Here is a 19,983-nt window from a genome sequence, read left to right as displayed (position 1 = left end):
AATTATATATGTTAAGAATTCCTCTAAGACTCTTGCTGTTTTTATGCAGCTTCTCGCTACTGGCACAAGAGTATTTTCCAAAAAATGATGGTGTCAAAACCACAAACTCCAATTACACAGCATTCACAAATGCTAAAATTTACATCACTCCAAGTCAGATTATTGACAACGGAACACTTCTAATTAAAGATGGTAAAGTTGTGGCATCAGGCTCACAAGTGACCATTCCAAAAAATACAACTATCGTGAATATTGAGGGTAAAAGTATATACCCTTCTTTCATTGATATTTTTTCCGATTTTGGCGTTGAAAAACCAAAACGAGAAAGTGGAGGTGGTAGAAGTCCGCAATACAATCCGACCAGAACAGGATATTACTGGAACGATCATGTAATGCCTGAAAACCATGCCATTTCAAAATTTAGCTTTGACAGTAAAAAAGCCAAAGAATTACTTGAAGCTGGTTTTGGTGTTGTAAACACACATATCCAGGACGGAATTGTTAGAGGAACAGGAACACTTGTCGCTCTAAATACTGAAGGTGGCAACGATATGACCATTCTGGAGCAAAACTCTGGACAATATTTTTCATTTAGTAAAAGTGTAACTTCTCGTCAGTCGTATCCTGGTTCTATTATGGGAAGTATGGCATTACTGAGACAATTATATTTAGATGCTGAATGGTATGCCAAAGGCAATAGTAGTACTAAAGATTTATCCATTGAAGCCTTAAATCAAAACAAAAATTTAGTTCAAATCTTCGATGCAGGAAGCAGAGCAAATGCATTGAGAGCAGATAAAGTTGGCGACCAGTTTGGAATTCAATACATTATTCTTGGAGGTGGCGACGAATACGAACGAATCAATGAAGTAAAAGCTACGAATGCGGCTTTTATTCTTCCTGTAGATTTTCAAGATGCTTACGATGTGGAGAATGTATATTTATCACAATCACTAGCCTTAAGCGACATGCGAGCTTGGAATCAAGAACCTTCAAACCCAAAAGTACTAGCTGATAACAATATTACTTTTGCATTTACAACACACGATTTAAAATCGCCTAAAGAGTTCAAAGCAAAACTTATGAAAGCTATTGAGTATGGCTTATCTAAAGAAAAAGCCTTAGAAGCGCTTACCACTACTCCTGCAAAATTATTAGGAAAGTCTTCAGAAATTGGAAATCTCAACAAAGGAGCTTATGCTAATTTTTTAATTACCTCTGGAGATATATTTGACAAGAAAACTAAAGTTTACGAAAATTGGGTTCAAGGAACGCAAACAGTTGTAAACGATATGAATTCTAAAGATATTAGAGGAGACTACGAATTTAATTTAGCTGGAGAATCTTACAAAATGACCTTAAAAGGTGAGTTGAGCAAATTAAGTTCAGAAATTACAAGTGACGATAAGAAACGTGGTTCTAAAGTGAGTTATGATGATGATTGGTTATCTATAGCTATGACAACCAAAGACTCTACAACACAAGAGTTTGTGAGGTTAGTCGCTAATGTTTCTCAAGGAAATAATTTAAATGGAAAAGCGTTGTTTCCTAATGGAAATGAAATGACCTTTTACGCTAAGAAGTTAGGTTCCAAATCAACAGACAAAACGGATGATGATCAAGAAAAAGACGATGATGAAGATGATGACATAAAGGTTAAAAAAGTCATTCCTGTAACCTATCCTAATATGGCTTACGGCTTCAAAGAGTTACCAAAACAGGAAACCTTATTATTCAAAAATGCAACGGTCTGGACGAATGAATCGGAAGGCATTTTAGAGCAAACAGATGTTTTAGTCAAAAACGGAAAGATTGTCAAAATAGGAAAAAACCTTTCAGATTCTAGTGCTACAGTTATTGATGCCACAGGTAAGCACTTAACATCTGGCGTTATTGATGAGCATTCTCATATTGCTGCAGCTTCAATTAATGAAGGTGGTCAGAACTCTTCAGCTGAAGTTAGTATTGAAGATGTAATTGATGATGAAGACATTGATATCTACCGAAATCTTGCAGGTGGTGTTACAACCATTCAAATTTTACATGGTTCAGCAAACCCAATTGGTGGACGTTCAGCAATTATTAAATTAAAATGGGGAGAAGATGCTCAGGATTTAATATTCAAGGACAGTCCGAAGTTTATCAAATTCGCTTTAGGAGAAAATGTGAAGCAATCCAACTGGTCTAGTTTTGAACGTTTTCCACAAACTAGAATGGGTGTTGAACAATTGTACATCGATTATTTCAGTAGAGCAAAAGCTTATGATGCTTTAAAGAAAAGCGGAAAACCTTACCGAAAAGATATTGAAATGGAAGTGCTTTCAGAAATCCTGAATAAAGAGCGTTTTATTTCTTGCCATTCGTATGTACAAAGTGAAATTAATATGCTAATGAAAGTTGCAGAACAATTCAACTTTAACATCAACACATTTACGCACATTCTTGAAGGCTATAAAGTTGCTGATAAAATGGTTGAACATGGCGTTGGAGGTTCAACATTTAGTGACTGGTGGGCTTATAAATATGAAGTAAATGATGCTATTCCTTACAATGCTGCTATCATGCACAATGCAGGAGTTGTCGTTGCTATCAATAGTGATGATGGTGAAATGTCACGTCGTTTGAATCAGGAAGCTGCAAAATCTGTTAAATATGGTGGAATTTCAGAGGAAGACGCTTGGAAGTTTGTCACTTTAAATCCGGCAAAATTACTTCATATCGACGATAAAGTAGGAAGTATTAAAGTTGGAAAAGATGCCGATTTGGTATTGTGGTCTGATCATCCACTTTCAATTTATGCTAAAGCAGAAAAAACCATTATTGAAGGTGTGACTTACTTCGATATCAAACGTGATGAAATGATGCGTTCTCAGATTAAAAAAGAAAAAGCAGAACTCATTAATGAGATGCTTTTGGCAAAAAATAAAGGGTTAAAAACGCAACCTATTAAAAAGAAAGAGAAAGATCAAATGCATTGCGATTACATCGATCATGAATCACATTAAACTAAAGAAGATGAAAAACAAAACTATATATATCGTATTGTTGTTACTAACATTTGGCTTTTCAAATGCACAACAAACACCTGCAAAAAAACAGATTGGCACTTTTGCTATCAAAGGAGCCACAGCCCATTTGGGAAATGGAGAGATTATTGAAAATAGTATCATTATTATAAAGGATGGAAAATTACTTAATGTCGTTGATTCTAGAATTGTAAAAATGAAATTAACAGATATGGATGTTATAGATGCGACAGGAAAGCATGTGTATCCAGGTTTTATTATTCCGAATACAACTTTGGGACTGGTGGAAATTGACGCTGTTCGTGCTACTGATGACGATTCAGAATTGGGCTCATGGAATCCACATATTAGAAGTTTAATTGCTTATAATACTGAATCTAAAGTCGTAGAATCTATGCGACCAAATGGTGTGCTTTTGGCTCAGATTACGCCTCGTGGTGGACGACTTTCTGGAACGTCTTCCATCGTACAATTAGATGCCTGGAACTGGGAAGATGCCGTTGTAAAAGAAGATGATGGTATTCATTTAAACTGGCCTAGCAGCTTTAGTAGAGGTCGCTGGTGGTTGGGTGAAGATTCTGGTATGAAACCAAATAAAAATTACGAAAAACAAGTTAAGGAAATAACAGATTTCTTTAATGCAACCAAAGCGTATGCCAAAGGGACAAATCAAACACTTAATCTACCTTATGAAGCTACAGAAGGACTTTTTGATGGTTCAAAAAAACTTTACATTCATGTCGATGATGAGAAAGGCATTATTGATGCTGTCAATTTTACTCAAGAAAACGGAGTGAAAAATATGACCATCGTTGGAGGTTATGATGCCTATAAAGTTGCAGATTTACTAAAACAACATAATATTTCTGTGTTATTGCAACGTGTACATTCCAGACCTGGACAAACGGATGATGATTATGATTTACCCTTTAAAATGGCAAAACTATTAGTAGATAAAGGTGTTGTTGTTGCACTTGAAGGTAGCGGACAAATGGAACGTATGAATGCACGTAATTTACCTTTTTACGCAGGAACTACAGTTGCTCACGGATTATCAAAAGAACAAGCCTTGCAGCTTATCACTTTAAATACGGCTAAAATTTTAGGTATTGATGCAAATTATGGTTCTTTAGAAGAAGGTAAAAGTGCAACACTATTTATTAGTGAAGGTGATGCCTTAGATATGCGAACTAACATCATTTCACATGCATTTATCGACGGCCGACTTATTAGCTTAGAAACGCACCAAACAGAACTATGGAAACGTTATTCTGAAAAATTTGAACAGCAAAATTAATTCATTCAAGTGTTGAAAGCTAAAAACATTGTATTAAAACTTCTCGTTGCTTTAATTGGCTTTACAGGTTTTAGTCAGGCATTAAACGATGGACCTTATGTGTTTATAGAGAACAATAAACTCGTTCAAAAAAGCATTGTCGATGGAAAGGTGATTACAAAAAAATTGAAGCGTACAGCTTTTCCGAAAACGTTCGTTCCTGAAGCTTCTTCTTTCTCTGGTGTGGAAAAAATGGCTGTATTGAGTGATATTCATGGTCAGTACGATTTGGCTATTGAAATCTTAATAAACAATAGCATTATAGACCAGGATTTGAATTGGAGTTTTGGTGATGGTCATTTTGTGATTGTAGGCGATATTTTTGATAGAGGTCCTAAAGTAAATGAAATGCTCTGGCTTATATACAAACTTGAACAACAGGCGAAAGACAAAGGAGGTCATTTACATTTTTTACTCGGAAATCATGAATATATGGTCTTGAAAAAAGACCTGAGATATGTTCATGAACGTTATCTGGAAGCTGGCAAATTACTTGGCTTAGACTATGACGAATTGTACGATAATAATACCGTTTTAGGGCGTTGGCTACGTTCAAAGCCTACAATTTTAAGAATTAACAACCATGTTTTTGTACATGGTGGCATTTCTCAGGAGTTTTTATCTAAAATAAGTTTCGATATTGAAGTTATTAATGCTACGATGAGAGCTTCCATTGATATTAGTAAAACGGAATTAAAATCTACAGATTTCTATACTAATTACTATGGTAAAACTGGTCCGATTTGGTATAGAGGTTATTTTACAGACGACTTAGAACATGATGCTATTGATGATGTGTTATCAAAAACCAATTCTGAACATATTGTCGTTGGGCATTGCTCCTTTGATGAAATTATTCGTGTTTATAACGGAAAAATTTTCGGTGTAGATTCTAGTATCAAAAAGGGAGAATATGGCGAAGTATTATTTATTGAAAACGGCACGTATTCCAGAGGCTTGAAAGATGGCACCCGAAAAGACTTTGAATAGCATTAAACACAAAGCGTCGTAATTAAATAATTACGACGCTTTTAGTTAAGGATGATGTGTTTGTTTATCTGAACTTAAGCCAAATTAGCACCTATAAAATTTATAATAGTGAGATGCTGAAACACGTTCAGCATGACGTAAAATATAGAGTTAAAGAAACCATTTTTATTCTATAACCTCAGCATCTTCAGGTTTGCTGAATACTTCAGAATTCATCTTCATTTTAGTGAGTGTCACTTCAGAAAATTCCAAATCATTGCGCTTTGTTGTTGGTAAATTATTCTCATAATTGTACCAGGTTAGTGTTTTGGGCAGTTGTAAGCCTGCAACGTTCTGCCAATCACTATATTTTATAAAATGAAATTCTTTCCCTTTTTCTTTTGAGAAGAAAGTTACTGTATACGCTAACCACGCCATCTTATGAGTTTCAGAATCATAATATAAAATATACTCGTCTTCAGGAGATTCTCCTACGCCACTTTCATATGCAATTTTAATTCCAGGATAGCTTTTTCCTTCAAATTCCAAAGGCTTTACATCTTCATAGATTATGCCATCATCAGCCAGAATAAATGGCATAGCATAGAAGTAAAACATCAAATTGTAGTAAAACTTCGGATTCCCTTTATAGCTTGTTGTATCCTTTTTTTGTAACCAAACCTTTTCGCCATCAAAACCCATAGTATGTTTTGGCATTGTAATTAGAGACTTCCTATTATGCAAATCTGTAAGTGTCACCTCATCACCAGCGTCTTTAGCCATTTTGAATTTCAAGGTTTGCATCGCTTTCCAAGTATCTAATCCTCCGTGAGCATCAAACACTTTAGAAATGGATTCTGGATACGTGCTGGTTGTGACATCTAATTCTGTTTCAGAATAATCAATTGAAGATTCAACACCTTCAGAAGATTTATCATTTTTACAAGATAATAGGATTACTGCTATAATTACGATTATGCTTTTGAATTTCATGTAATTTTTAGATTGGTTGTCTACTAAGACGAAGATATTGAAAATTGATTACAAAAAAAGCCTCACAGCATTGTATGAGGCTTTCATAGCTACTTTCAATCTTTCTTATTCAATGATTAACTTTTTAACCATTTCTTTAGTCGCTGTATTCAGTTTCACAAAGTACATTCCGCTTTGTAAATCTGAAACACTTAACTCAAGGTTTTGCTCATTAGAAATAGTACGTTCTTTAATTAATTTTCCTTGAATATTATAAATGCTAAGATTAGCAGATGAGATATTATTTAACTTAATAGTTAAGACATCTGTTGCAGGATTTGGATACATATTGAATCCGTTGAAATCAAAATCAGCTACTGAAAGGGCATCATCTACAAACTGTGTTTCAAAACGATTTGTAATAACAGGTGCATTAAAATCGAAATAAATGGCAGCTGTATTTGGAATGACATCTCCTAAAGCATAACCTGGTTTTGGTTGAATTCTAAAGTAAACAAATCCGTTGCTTCCTTCAGCGTCATCTTGTTCAGCAGGTAAGTTGATATCTTCAAAATACCATTCTAAACTGTTTTCAGTTCTTGTAACCACATAATCATGACTAGATCGTAACATCTGGAATGATGTTTCATCTAATTGAATATCTAACTCATCTTCTATTCGTACAAACGTCGCTGGAAATGTTCCTAAATTTTGGAATCGAATGGTGTAATAGAGCCATTGATCTGATACTACAAAATCGTCATATACCACTCGAGGACCACGAGCTTCCATCTTATCGTTTGGATCCCATGAACCTACGACTACTTCAGAAATTGTAGAAAAATTATTACTCGCTACCAAATCGTTGGAATCTGTTATATAGGTTGCAGTATTTGTCACGATATCTCCTAATTCTACAGTGACAGGACAGGTTAATGAGATATCAATATATTCTACATCACCTGGCTGTAGATTTACAAAATCAACTGTAAAACCTGTTGCTGTTGTTGTAATAGTATAATTAGGGTTAACATTGGTTACACCATTGTAGATTAGTTGAGGATCTGTTGTATATTCCACTGTCCCTGAAGAAATTGTTGTAAACCCTAAGTTTTCTAATACCAAGAAATTATCATGTGAAAAACCTGGTCTAGGTGGTGTCCAGTAGTTAACTAAATACACAGCTAGATCTTCACAACTTTGTTCTTCAACTACTGGAAAATCTAAGGTAACCGTATTTCCCGTAGCAACTGAAATATTATCAAAACTAGCGGTTGTTATATCGTAACAAGCTTCAGACTCATCATATAAATTAAACGTAATGTCATATACATCGGTTTCGTTACCACTTATAATCTGAAAATGTCCTGTAGAAGAATTCACTGTATTAATCATACCATCTCCATTAACCTCATAGGTAAAGTAGCCGTTAGAAAAACTAAATTCGTTAGTATCGTAAATACTATTCGCATTGGCATCAAAAAAAGCATTCACTTGAATAAATCCAACTGAAGACGCGCAGAAGACATCAAAATCAAATTGTTCTGTACAACATGAATTGCCTCCAGCACAGTTAATTGTTCCATCTGTATCAAATCGGACTGTAATTGTACTTCCTGTAGATGTATAAATCAATCCAGAAAAATCACCTCCATTTCCATAGAGTAAATTAGGGTTCAGAATTGAACCATCAGAATCAACAATATAAATTTCATCAAAATTTGATTCTGTTGCTCCAGCATTAAAAATTAAGGTCAATGGTGACCCGTCTGAACTTTCAAAACTAAATTCTGATGTATCATTATTTTCATAACAATACATGGTATTCACTGCTCCATCTTGACACACAACAACTTGATTAGGATTTGCTCTAGTTGTAAAGCTAAATTCCTCACAATTTTCTGCATCTCCATTATCGTTATATGGTGTAATGTTTACATAATAAGTCACTTCATAATCTAAAGTGTCTAAATCATAACTTAAAACATTTCCGACGTCAACAGCATTTAATACTTCAGTTCCTCCAGAAGTTAAGCCTAGCGAAAGTTTATAGCCATTTACGATTCCTGAAGAAGCTGTCCATATTAAATCTGTAAATTCTTCAACATTTACGGCTTCATCCAAAGGTTGCACTAAACTTGTATTACAACCAGGAAGTGCATTAGGATCGACACAACTTACATCAAAATCAATGGGTGTATAGTTTTGATTAAAACAGGATATGCTATCATCAGCATTAATAGCGATGCGTATGCTATTTCCAGAAGATGTAAAACTTAAACCAGTGAGATCACCATTATTACCGTAAGTTGTTTCAGTAGGATTTAAGTTAGTCACACCATCTGAATCTAAAACAACCAATTCATCATAATTAACTTCAATCTGTCCTGCGTTAAAAAAGACTTGTAACTGTGAGTTATCTGTGCTTTCGTAATAATATTCAGTCACTTGACTACTTACATAACAAAAGTTTACATTTACTGGTCCTTCTGCACAATCGAATGGAATAACACAACTGTTTTCAGTAATGATATTAAAGTCAATAATTGAAAAACAAGCGTCATCACTATTTTGAACTCTCACAAAAATGGTTTCAATGGCCTCTAATGCAATAAAATTAGTAGGATCAAATATGGCATTGGTATTTGAAAATGCCGAATTAGCATTATCAAAAAAGCTGATATTGAATAAACTAGGATCTTGTCCGTTTAAAATCTCAGGTAACGTAGTTGTTAAATCAAAAAATGAGTTTGGCACACAACTAAATAAATCAACCACATCTGCAAGTGCTGGAGCATCACTCCCTTCTAGCACATCAACACTGGCCGTAGTGCTACATCCTGAAATTAAATCAGTAACCGTTACGGTATAAGTGCCACCTGTAAAAACTATTAGTTCTGGATTGGTTTCTCCTGTATTCCAAACATAATTGTAAGCACCAATATCGTTATTAATAAACGGCACAAGTAAAACTTCGTTACCACTGCATATTGAATAAGGACCATTAAAATCGACTTGCGGATTTAAACTAAAGTTCACGAATATTTGAACAATAGTGAAATTACCAGATTGGTTATCTTCAATACGTACGAATACTGTTGAAGAATTACCACTAACGGAATATGACATAGGATCCACTAAAGGATTTGTCTGATTATCGGCATTTGCCTGAGTGAGATAATACGCAAATGAAAAGTCTGATGTATTTTGACCGTTTACCATATTGCTTTCTTGCAACGTTAAATCGTAATCTACTGGAATATTGGGATCATCTCCACATACGACAACCTCTACAGATGATGCAGACACACAATCGGTATCTACAATAAGATCTATAGTTGTAATACCAAAGCAATCTGTATTTACAGTGGATACATTTACATACAAAGTTTGAGTGAAAGGCACTATATTGTTATATACAGGATTTACTGCGTTTACACCAGTTTCGGCATCTGCCAGTGTTTCATGTATGGTCATTTGAGTTGGTATTCCTAATGCTAAACCAATTTCATTAATTGCATCCCACAAATTAAAGGAACTAAAACCATCTCCATCATCATCACAAACCACTTGAGCCGAAGGGGTTACCAGGTTTTCAAATGTGCCTGAGGTCACTTGAAAATCATAAAAAGAAGAACAACCATCAATTGTAGAAATTTCTAATTGATAAAACCCGGTTTGAGTCACAGATAAATAAGGAAACGTTTCATTTTGTAAATAAATACCGTCTAAATACCAAGAAAAAAGCAACCCTTGATCTGTTAATCCTGTTTCCACAATTAAATTAGACCCATCACAGATTTCATAAACATCCTGTAAACTAGGAACTGGCAATTCACTAATTCTTAAAAAGAATTGGGATATATATACCGTTCCTCCACTAGAATGAACAGTCCTGGTTCTTATATCTTGCGGATTTGTAACATTAGTATATGGCGAGCTTAACGGATTAATCCCACTGGCAGCATCAGAGCCATTTAAATGATAGCTTACAATATATTCCTCAGGATTATTGAGTCCTGCCAGAATTACTGCATCATTCGAATGCAAGTCAAATTCTGCAGTACCATCGCCATCTGCATCACACACCTCGATATCAATTGGTGTATTTGGCATGTCTTGAGAAAAAATAGAGATTGAAAAAAACAGGGCAATAAGCGGAAGTAGTAATTTTACTTTCATAAATAAAGAGTTTGATTAGTTATTTTGACTCTGAAATTAACTCCTTAAGCTAAATCAATTGATGTCAATACTATAACAAGTAAGTTCCTTGATTCCCTACCTTTAGTTCTAAAATATCGGAAATTCAAATAAGCGAATCACATTGCAATTGCACTAGAAAAGTGTAAATTTGTGGGTATTCAAATATACTGAATATATTATCAAATGCAATATAAAGAAATTACCAGTACTCAAAATACATTGGTAAAACAAATTCTTGTTTTAAGAGAAAAATCGCGTGAACGTAAAAAAACAGGTCTATTTATAATCGAAGGTCAGCGCGAGTTGTCGTTAGCCTTAAATGGTGGTTATCACATTGAAAAACTATTATTCTATCCCGAGCTTCTTTCAGAAAAAGAACTAAACAAATTTACAACACAGCAATTTGACACCATACAAATTTCAAAAGAGGTCTTTCAAAAGTTAGCTTACAGAGATACAACTGAAGGCATTATAGCAGTTGTAAAAAGTAAATCTCATACGTTAGACATGCTACAATTTGAACAAAAAAATCCTTTAATTTTAGTAGCAGAGGCTCCAGAAAAACCAGGTAATATTGGTGCCTTACTTCGAACTGCAGATGCCGCTCATGTTGATGCAGTGATTATTGCAAATGCTAAAACCGATTTATACAATCCAAACATTATTCGTTCTAGTGTTGGTTGTGTCTTTACTAATCAAATCGCGATGGCTTCTACATCAGAAATTATAGAGTTTCTTACTAAAAATAATATCCAGATGTATTGCGCTGCATTGCAAGCTTCAAAATCATACCACACCCAAGATTACACCAAACCTACTGCAATTGTTGTAGGAACAGAAGCTGACGGATTAACCAGCGAATGGCTTCAAGCCTCAACTCAAAATATCATAATTCCAATGCAAGGTAAAATTGATAGCATGAACGTTTCTGTTGCTGCAGGAATTCTTATTTTCGAAGCAAAAAGACAGCGACATTTTAAATAAAATAATAACCCGTTTAAACAGCAATAAAGATTATACCATAATAAACACTTCGACTGTGCTCAGTATGACATGAAGACTTATATTTGCAATCGAAAAACATCAAATGAACTCAGAGATCCTATTTTATACCATTATAAGTATCATCGTTATTAATTTTATTATCGATAAAGTACTTAATGCACTTAATGCCAAACATTATAATGATGCCATTCCAGTTGAACTTAGCGATGTGTATGATGCAGCTGATTACAACAAATCACAAGCTTATAAAAAAACGAATTATACGTTCGGGATTTTGAGTTCTACCTTTTCATTTATATTGACACTCGCTTTTTTATTCTTTGATGGTTTTGAATTTGTCGATAATATCGCCAGAAGCTACAGTGAAAATCCGATTGTTATAGCGCTAATCTTCTTCGGGATAATTATGCTTGGAAGTGATATCATTTCGACACCTTTTTCAATATATAAAACTTTTGTTATTGAAGAGCAATTTGGTTTCAATAAGACCACAATTAAAACCTTCATTATTGATAAACTAAAAGGATTGCTCATGATGGCTCTTGTAGGTGGTGGCATTTTAGCTTTAATCATTTGGTTTTACCAGCAAACACAGGAACAGTTCTGGCTCTATGCTTGGGCAATTATAACGGTATTTACCATTTTTATGAACTTATTTTATGCCAGACTTATCGTTCCATTATTTAATAAACAAACACCTTTAGAAGATGGCACCTTACGCGAGCAGATTTCAGAGTATGCGCAATCGGTTGGCTTCAGCTTAAAGCATATTTTTGTAATCGATGGTTCTAAACGAAGCACTAAAGCCAATGCCTATTTTTCAGGCTTCGGAAGTGAAAAACGAATTACATTATATGACACACTGATTAATGATTTAGAGGAAGAAGAAATCGTTGCTGTTCTGGCTCATGAAGTTGGTCATTACAAACGAAATCACATCATTTTCAATTTGGCTACCTCTATTCTGCTAACAGGAATTATGCTGTTTGTTTTATCTGTGTTTATTTCTAATCCGTTGTTATCAAATGCGCTAGGTGTTAAAATTCCAAGTTTTCATGTCGGTTTAATTGCCTTCGGAATGTTGTATTCTCCAATTTCAGAACTTATAGGATTAGCCATGAACTATATGTCAAGACAATTTGAATATCAGGCTGACGACTACGCAAAGACAACGTATAAAGCTGAACCTTTAATTACATCGCTTAAAAAATTATCTAAAAACAGTTTGAGTAATTTAACACCTCATCCATCGTATGTTTGGATGCATTATTCACATCCTACACTTTTGGAGCGTATTAAAAATTTGAGGAAATAATAAATTACTCTAACACATTGCACATTACATTTCTTATTGCTACTTTAGTTTTATGGCAGAAGTAGACATCGAAAAGGAAAATGCAGAGATTGCAAAAGCTTACAAAGACCTTCTTAAAGTGAGCTACCAGACACTTTCAACCACTGACAAAAAATTAATTCGTCAGGCGTTTGAGGTAGCTGTTGATGCGCATAAAGATCAACGTCGGAAATCTGGTGAAGCCTATATTTTTCATCCTATTGCTGTTGCCAGAATTGTAGCCAGTGAGATAGGATTAGATGCGACCTGTATTGCTGCGGCACTACTTCATGATGTAGTAGAAGATAATCCAGATTATAAACTCGCTGACATCGAACGCATGTTTGGTGAAACGATTGCTCGTATTGTTGACGGACTTACAAAAATTTCATCTCTAAATAAGGATAAAGACGTTTCGACGCAAGCAGAGAACTTCCGAAAGATGTTACTCACACTAAATGATGACGTGCGAGTAATTATTATTAAAATCGCAGACCGACTCCATAACATGCAAACTATGGATTCGATGCGACCAGATAAACAGGAAAAAATAGCTTCTGAAACCCTTTACATCTACGCACCTCTAGCGCATAGAATTGGGCTTTATAATATTAAAACTGAACTCGAAGACTTAGGATTAAAATATACCGAACCTGAAGTGTATCATGATATTCTTGAAAAAATTCAGGAGAGTAAAGAAGAACAGGATAAATACATCAAGGAGTTTTCTAAAGTCATTGTCGATTCCTTAGATAGCGAAGGCCTAAACTATGAAATCAAAGGTCGTCCAAAATCTATTTATTCCATAAGACGAAAAATGGTTAAACAAGGGGTCTCCTTCGAAGAGGTGTACGACAAGTTTGCCGTTAGAATTATATACAAATCCGATCTAGGTAACGAAAAATTTATCGCTTGGAAAATCTATTCCATCGTCACAGACCATTTTACACCCAATCCAATTCGCTTGCGTGACTGGATTTCATCGCCAAAATCTACCGGTTATGAAGCTTTACACATCACAGTAATGGGTCCGAAAGGACGTTGGGTAGAAGTGCAAATTCGTAGTGAGCGAATGAATGAAATTGCCGAAAAAGGTTACGCTGCACACTACAAATATAAACAAGGTAATGCCGAAGATGCCTTAGACACATGGATTGACAAATTACAAGAAGCGCTTGAAAGCAATGAAACAAATGCCGTCGATTTTGTTGAGCAATTTAAACTTAACCTCTATGCCAAAGAGATTTATGTGTTTACTCCTAATGGTGATTTAAAGTCCTTACCAAAAGGAGCTACACCTTTAGATTTTGCATTTAGCGTACATACTCAAGTTGGCATGAAAACTCGTGGCGCGAAGGTCAATGGTAAATTAGTGCCTTTAAGCCATGAACTCAATAGTGGTGATCAGGTAGAGATTTTAACTTCGGAAAACATAAAACCCAACAGCAACTGGCTTGATTATGCCACTACAGCTAGAGCTCGCAGCAAAATCAAATCGTCTTTAAAAGATGAAAAGAAGGAAGTAGCTGAAGATGGAAAAGAGATCTTAAGACGGAAACTTAAACAACTTAAAATTAGTCTGGATGAGAAGTCGATTAACGAAATGGTAAATCACTTCAAACTAAAAACTAGTCTCGATCTATTTTACAGAGTTGGTATTGGTACAATAGACAACAAAATGCTCAAGGAATACGCAGCTTCCCGTAGCAATATGTTTATGACTTACATTAAAAGTAAAATTCGTAAGCCATCTGTTGCTCCAGACCTTGATAAAGATGAAATTACTGCCAAATATGATATGCTTGTTTTTGGTAAAGAAGAAGAAAAGCTCGACTATAAGCTGTCAACATGTTGCAACCCTATTCCTGGTGATCCCGTGTTTGGATTTCTCACCATTAACGAAGGTATAAAAGTTCATAAAAAAAACTGCCCGAATGCCTTAAGCTTGCAATCTAATTACGCCTATCGCATTATGCAGGCCAAATGGATAGATTCATCTCAGCAGGAATTTTCAGCTCAAATCACTTTATCAGGAATTGACAATTTAGGCTTGGTAAATAATATTACTAAAGAAATTTCTTCAAACATGCATGTCAATATGAAAAGCATCAGTTTTGATACTGATGGTGGTATCTTTTCTGGAAAGATAAATGTGGTAGTTACTAACAATACAATGTTGAAAAAACTTATGGATAACCTTAAAAAAATTAATGGAATAGATAAGGTGACAAGAGTATAATTGCGTAAATTCGCAACACAAATTATGAGTACAAGTACAGAACAGAGTAATCAAGACATTGTAAAGAACGTTTTTACAAAATTTCTAGAAGAAAAAGGCCACAGAAAAACACCTGAGCGCTACGCTATACTTCAAGAAATTTATGATAGCGAAGAGCATTTTGATATTGAATCTTTATATATCAAAATGAAAAACAAGAACTATCGTGTAAGTCGTGCTACACTTTATAATACCATTGAAATTCTTCTGGAATGTGCATTGGTTCGTAAACATCAGTTTGGCCAAAATCAAGCACATTATGAAAAGTCATATTTCGATAAGCAACACGACCATGTGATTCTAACTGATACAGGTGAAGTTATCGAATTTTGCGATCCTCGAATACAGTCTATAAAAAAGACCATTGAGGAAGTTTTTGATATTTCAATTTCTAATCATTCACTCTACTTTTACGGAACAAAGAACAAACCAACTAATTAGATTATACAATGGCAGTAGATTTACTACTAGGATTACAATGGGGAGACGAAGGCAAAGGAAAAATTGTTGATGTACTCACTTCCAAATACAATATTATTGCGCGTTTTCAAGGTGGTCCTAATGCAGGTCACACTTTAGAATTTGATGGTATTAAACATGTATTACGAACAATTCCTTCAGGTATTTTTCATAAAGATTCAATTAATGTCATTGGTAATGGTGTTGTTATTGATCCTGTTGTTTTTGTACAGGAATTAGATGGTTTAGATCAGTTTAATTTAGATTATAAATCTAAGTTAATCATTTCAAGAAAAGCTCACGTTATTTTACCAACACATCGTTTGCTTGATGCTGCTTCCGAAACAGCTAAAGGTAAGGCTAAAATTGGTTCAACACTTAAAGGTATTGGTCCGACATACATGGACAAAACTGGTCGTAACGGCATTAGAATTGGAGATCTTGAATTAGAGAACTGGAAAGAAAAATACAGAGCTTTAGCAAATAAGCATGAAGCCATGATTGGATTCTATAACGTAGATATTCAATACGATCTAAAAGAAATGGAAGATGAATTCTTTGCTGCGGTTGAACGTTTAAAAGCATTGCAATTTATAGATAGTGAACACTATTTAAATCAGGCGTTAAAAACCGGAAAATCTATTTTAGCTGAAGGCGCTCAAGGTTCTTTATTAGATATCGACTTCGGAACATATCCGTTTGTAACCTCATCAAACACCACAGCCTCAGGAGCTTGCACTGGTTTAGGCGTGGCTCCAAATAGAATTGGAGAAGTTTTCGGAATCTTTAAAGCATACACAACTCGTGTTGGCTCAGGACCATTTCCAACTGAATTATTTGATAAAACTGGTGCCGAAATGGCGCGAATTGGTCATGAATTTGGCGCAGTTACTGGACGACCTCGTCGTTGTGGCTGGTTAGATTTGGTGGCTCTTAAATATGCATGTGAGGTCAATGGTGTGACACAATTAAGCATGATGAAAGGTGACGTGCTTTCTGGTTTTAAAACATTAAAAGTGTGTACCGCCTATAAATACAAAGGAGAAACTATTACGCATTTGCCTTTTAACATAGAGCCTGAAAATGTAACACCAATTTATACTGAATTCAAAGGCTGGAAAGAAGATCTAACCAAAATGAGAGAGGTGTCTCAATTTCCAATAGAACTTAATGAGTACATCGAATTTCTTGAAAAAGAATTAGAAATTCCTATTACAATTGTTTCCGTAGGACCAGATAGAACACAAACAATCAATAGATAATCTTAGTGTCACACTGAGCGCAGTCGAAGTGCAAAATGAAGAATCTTAATAATCAATGGATTTTATTTCACTATTAAAAATCTGTTAAGGCATACTATTCCATAGGGATAATAGTTATTTTTGGAGCAAAACATAATACCTTGAATCTAGTTTTCAGATACATCCTTTTATTTTCCTGTTGTTTTTCAACACTGCTCTCCTATTCGCAGCAACCAAAAAAAATCAGAATTGAATATTCTGGCTTTACGGTAAAAGATTCACTTAAAGGTGATAACATAACCACGTTTGTAAGAAGTGATCAGGCGCAAATACATGTGGTTCACGAGGGTATTGATATGTGGTGCGATAAAGCCATTTACTATCAGGATGAAGATTTTATTGAAGCCTTTAGTGATGTGGTTTTGAAGCAAGGTGACACTATAAACATGACGTCGAAGTATGTCGAATATAGTGGCATTACTAAAATGGCTTTTGCTGCAGGCGATGTGGTACTTACCGAACCTCAATCTGTTTTAACAACAGATACGCTATACTTTGACAGAACTAAACAAGAAGCGTATTACAGGACTAAGGGAAAGGTAGTCAGAGATTCTTCAGGAACCATTACAAGTCAGGTTGGTCGCTATTATATGGATTCGAGTAAATACAGGTTTCTCAAAGATGTCGTTTTGGTAAATCCTGAATATACGCTCAATACCAATCAACTCGATTTTTATTCTGAAACTGGTCATTCTTATATGTATGGACCATCAACCATAGTTGGTGATTCTAGTAAAATATATTGTGAACGTGGTTTTTACAATACGAATAATGACACAGGTTATTTCATTAAAAACTCAAAAATCAATTATAATAATAGAGAAGTTGTTGGTGACAGCTTATATTTTGACAGAAATCGAAGTTTCGCATCTGCCACCAATAATATAGTAGTAACCGATACCATCAACAAAAGTATCATCAAAGGGCATTATGCGGAAGTATTCAGAGCTCAAGATTCTGTTTTTATTACCAAACGTGCTTTAGCGATTACAGTTCAGGAGAAAGATTCTGTCTATATTCATGCCGATACATTAATGATTACAGGACAACCTGAACATCGTATCACACGAGCTTTTTACAATGCCAAAATGTACAAGAGTGATATGAGTGGAAAAGCAGATTCCATTCATGCAGATCATAAAACGGGGTTAACACAACTTATCAATTTAGATCGGTTTTCATCAGGTGATGCTTATAGTATCAAAAGAAGGCCTATTATGTGGAATCTAGGGAATCAAATGACTGGAGATTCAATTCATCTCATTTCTAATGTTGAAAAAGAGGAACTCGATTCTTTAAAGGTGTTTAATAATGCGTTTTTAATAAGTAAAGATACGATTGGAGGTGGCTTCAATCAAATCAAAGGTCAGCGACTCATTGGTTTATTTGAAAATAATGAATTGTATAACATCGACATTATCAAAAATGCAGAAATCATTTTTTATTCAAGAAATGATGAAGATTCGCTTATAGGTATCAATAAATCGAAATCTGGTAAAATCAACATGAAATTCGATGAAGGTTATAAAATAGTCACACTAATCAATCAAGTAGATGGTGAAATTTATCCTGAATCTCGTTTTCCCGAAAACGCACGAAAATTTAGAGGTTTTGATTGGCGTGAAGAAGAACGTCCAAACAGTGTTGAGGATTTATTTAGCGATGATCCTCCTCTAGAACTTCCAGTTATTAAAGGCCTGGATGAATATATTCCTGAGGAAGAATTTTTTGATGAAGCCTTATTTGATCGTATAGACACAGCCAGAGAAAAGGATAAAGATGACGTGAATAAAGCCTCTAGAAACTTGCCAGAATCTGTTAAAGAGGTCAAGAAAAAAAGAGATGCTGTAAAAAATCAAAATTTACCTAAACCGCTTATTAATAAAGGAAACTAATGCGTGATGATTTTTTTAAATATCAAGCACAAACGACTCCTCATCCTTTGGCAATGTCAATTTCGCATGCCGAAGGTTCCTACATCTACGATACCGATAATAAAGCGTATTTAGATTTTGTTGCTGGTGTCTCAGCGTGTAGTCTAGGGCATAAGCATCCTAAGGTTATTAATGCTATAAAAGATCAACTGGACAAATATTTGCATGTTATGGTTTATGGCGAATATATTCAAGAGCCAGCTGTAGATTTAGCTAAACTACTTGCTAAACACTTACCAAAACCATTGGAAACCACATACCTCACAAATTCTGGTACAGAAGCTATTGAAGGTGCTTTAAAACTTGCAAGACGTGTAACTGGAAGAAGTGAAATTATTGCAGCACATCATGCCTATCATGGTAACACGATGGGATCAATGAGCGTAATGGGTTTTGAAGAACGCAAAAATGCCTTTAGACCTTTAATTCCCGATGTAAGATTCATTCGCTTTAATAGTGCAGATGATTTGTCGTATATTACAACTAAAACGGCTGCTGTAATTTTAGAAACTATTCAAGGTGGAGCTGGTTTTATTGAGCCGAAAAACAACTATTTAAAGCATGTCAGAGAACGTTGTAATGAGGTTGGAGCGCTACTTATTTTAGATGAAATACAACCAGGATTCGGAAGAACTGGTAAACTTTTCGGTTTTGAGCATTTTAATTGTATTCCAGATATTTTAGTGACTGGAAAAGGTCTTGGAGGCGGAATGCCGATTGGTGCATTTACAGCTTCAAAAGCGATGATGGATTTACTACAGGATAATCCAAAATTAGGCCATATTACAACCTTTGGTGGTCATCCTGTAATCGCTGCTGCAGCTTTGGCAACAGTTAAAGAAATCACTACATCTGATTTGATGGTTCAAGCTCTTGAAAAGGAACAAGTATTCCGTAAACATTTAAATCATCCGCTCATTTCTGAAATTCGTGGTCGCGGATTAATGTTAGCTGCAATGACGCCTTCATCAGAAATCACAAATGAAGTTGTTTTAAGATCAAAAGACCTAGGCTTGGTTTTATTTTGGCTACTTTTTGAGCCAAAAGCAATCAGAATTACACCTCCATTAACCATTTCAAATGAAGAAATAGTAAAAGGTTGCCTGATTATAACTCAAATTTTAGACGATATTCTCTCCAAGAACAAACTTTTGTAATCACATGTAA

At 34.9% G+C, this 19,983-nt stretch carries 12 protein-coding genes; 10 read left to right on the top strand and 2 right to left on the bottom strand.

Features of this window, described 5'->3' with window-relative positions:
* Positions 1-8 precede the first annotated feature (8 nt).
* The 3 genes from TD18_RS12825 to TD18_RS12815 are packed head-to-tail and all read left to right on the top strand — an operon-like array spanning position 9 to position 5,352.
* Complete coding sequence (locus TD18_RS12825) at positions 9-3,005, top strand: amidohydrolase family protein (protein ID WP_040253300.1); 2,997 nt, start codon at positions 9-11, stop codon at positions 3,003-3,005.
* 10 nt (positions 3,006-3,015) lie between these two features.
* Complete coding sequence (locus TD18_RS12820; RefSeq protein ID WP_040253986.1) at positions 3,016-4,323, top strand: amidohydrolase family protein; 1,308 nt, start codon at positions 3,016-3,018, stop codon at positions 4,321-4,323.
* Positions 4,324-4,335: 12 nt separating this feature from the next.
* A complete protein-coding gene (locus TD18_RS12815; RefSeq protein WP_052461175.1) occupies positions 4,336-5,352 on the top strand; it encodes a metallophosphoesterase in 1,017 nt (338 codons plus the stop codon).
* A gap of 165 nt (positions 5,353-5,517) precedes the next feature.
* Here TD18_RS12815 and TD18_RS12810 read toward each other — a convergent pair whose 3' ends face one another.
* Complete coding sequence (locus TD18_RS12810; protein WP_040253298.1) at positions 5,518-6,324, bottom strand: DUF6503 family protein; 807 nt, start codon at positions 6,322-6,324, stop codon at positions 5,518-5,520.
* 105 nt (positions 6,325-6,429) lie between these two features.
* On the bottom strand, positions 6,430-10,485 hold the full coding sequence (locus tag TD18_RS12805; RefSeq protein ID WP_040253296.1) for a T9SS type A sorting domain-containing protein: 4,056 nt from the start codon (positions 10,483-10,485) through the stop codon (positions 6,430-6,432).
* Between the two features lie 204 nt (positions 10,486-10,689).
* On the opposite strand from TD18_RS12805, the gene TD18_RS12800 reads away from it, so the two are divergent.
* The 7 genes from TD18_RS12800 (at position 10,690) to TD18_RS12770 (ending at position 19,973) form a co-directional block, all read left to right on the top strand.
* Positions 10,690-11,490 (top strand): TrmH family RNA methyltransferase, encoded by an 801-nt coding sequence (locus TD18_RS12800; protein WP_040253293.1) that lies wholly within the window; start codon positions 10,690-10,692, stop codon positions 11,488-11,490.
* Between the two features lie 103 nt (positions 11,491-11,593).
* Positions 11,594-12,826 carry a M48 family metallopeptidase gene (locus tag TD18_RS12795; protein WP_040253290.1) on the top strand — a complete coding sequence of 411 codons (1,233 nt, stop codon included), beginning with the start codon at positions 11,594-11,596 and terminating at the stop codon, positions 12,824-12,826.
* 52 nt (positions 12,827-12,878) lie between these two features.
* Complete coding sequence (locus TD18_RS12790; protein WP_040253288.1) at positions 12,879-15,083, top strand: RelA/SpoT family protein; 2,205 nt, start codon at positions 12,879-12,881, stop codon at positions 15,081-15,083.
* Between the two features lie 24 nt (positions 15,084-15,107).
* The gene (locus TD18_RS12785) at positions 15,108-15,563 is read left to right on the top strand and encodes a Fur family transcriptional regulator (protein WP_040253287.1); all 456 of its coding nucleotides are present in this window, start codon (positions 15,108-15,110) and stop codon (positions 15,561-15,563) included.
* Between the two features lie 8 nt (positions 15,564-15,571).
* The gene (locus TD18_RS12780) at positions 15,572-16,843 is read left to right on the top strand and encodes an adenylosuccinate synthase (protein WP_040253285.1); all 1,272 of its coding nucleotides are present in this window, start codon (positions 15,572-15,574) and stop codon (positions 16,841-16,843) included.
* A gap of 140 nt (positions 16,844-16,983) precedes the next feature.
* Complete coding sequence (locus TD18_RS12775; RefSeq protein WP_040253282.1) at positions 16,984-18,777, top strand: OstA-like protein; 1,794 nt, start codon at positions 16,984-16,986, stop codon at positions 18,775-18,777.
* On the top strand, positions 18,777-19,973 hold the full coding sequence (locus tag TD18_RS12770) for an aspartate aminotransferase family protein (RefSeq protein ID WP_040253280.1): 1,197 nt from the start codon (positions 18,777-18,779) through the stop codon (positions 19,971-19,973). The genes TD18_RS12775 and TD18_RS12770 overlap by 1 nt, the downstream gene beginning before the upstream one ends.
* Positions 19,974-19,983 lie beyond the last annotated feature (10 nt).

The sequence above is a fragment of the Psychroserpens mesophilus genome, assembly GCF_000826645.1.
GTDB lineage: Bacteria > Bacteroidota > Bacteroidia > Flavobacteriales > Flavobacteriaceae > Psychroserpens > Psychroserpens mesophilus.
Note: the sequence above shows the minus strand (reverse complement) of the source record. Positions and strands in the feature narration are given on the sequence as shown.

Coding starts and splice junctions, on each gene's coding strand:
- TD18_RS12810 (WP_040253298.1), bottom strand. CDS start 6,324: ATGAAATTCAAAAGCATAATCGTAATTATAGCAGTAATCCTATTATCT.
- TD18_RS12780 (WP_040253285.1), top strand. CDS start 15,572: ATGGCAGTAGATTTACTACTAGGATTACAATGGGGAGACGAAGGCAAA.
- TD18_RS12770 (WP_040253280.1), top strand. CDS start 18,777: ATGCGTGATGATTTTTTTAAATATCAAGCACAAACGACTCCTCATCCT.
- TD18_RS12805 (WP_040253296.1), bottom strand. CDS start 10,485: ATGAAAGTAAAATTACTACTTCCGCTTATTGCCCTGTTTTTTTCAATC.
- TD18_RS12800 (WP_040253293.1), top strand. CDS start 10,690: ATGCAATATAAAGAAATTACCAGTACTCAAAATACATTGGTAAAACAA.
- TD18_RS12790 (WP_040253288.1), top strand. CDS start 12,879: ATGGCAGAAGTAGACATCGAAAAGGAAAATGCAGAGATTGCAAAAGCT.
- TD18_RS12785 (WP_040253287.1), top strand. CDS start 15,108: ATGAGTACAAGTACAGAACAGAGTAATCAAGACATTGTAAAGAACGTT.
- TD18_RS12820 (WP_040253986.1), top strand. CDS start 3,016: ATGAAAAACAAAACTATATATATCGTATTGTTGTTACTAACATTTGGC.
- TD18_RS12825 (WP_040253300.1), top strand. CDS start 9: ATGTTAAGAATTCCTCTAAGACTCTTGCTGTTTTTATGCAGCTTCTCG.
- TD18_RS12795 (WP_040253290.1), top strand. CDS start 11,594: ATGAACTCAGAGATCCTATTTTATACCATTATAAGTATCATCGTTATT.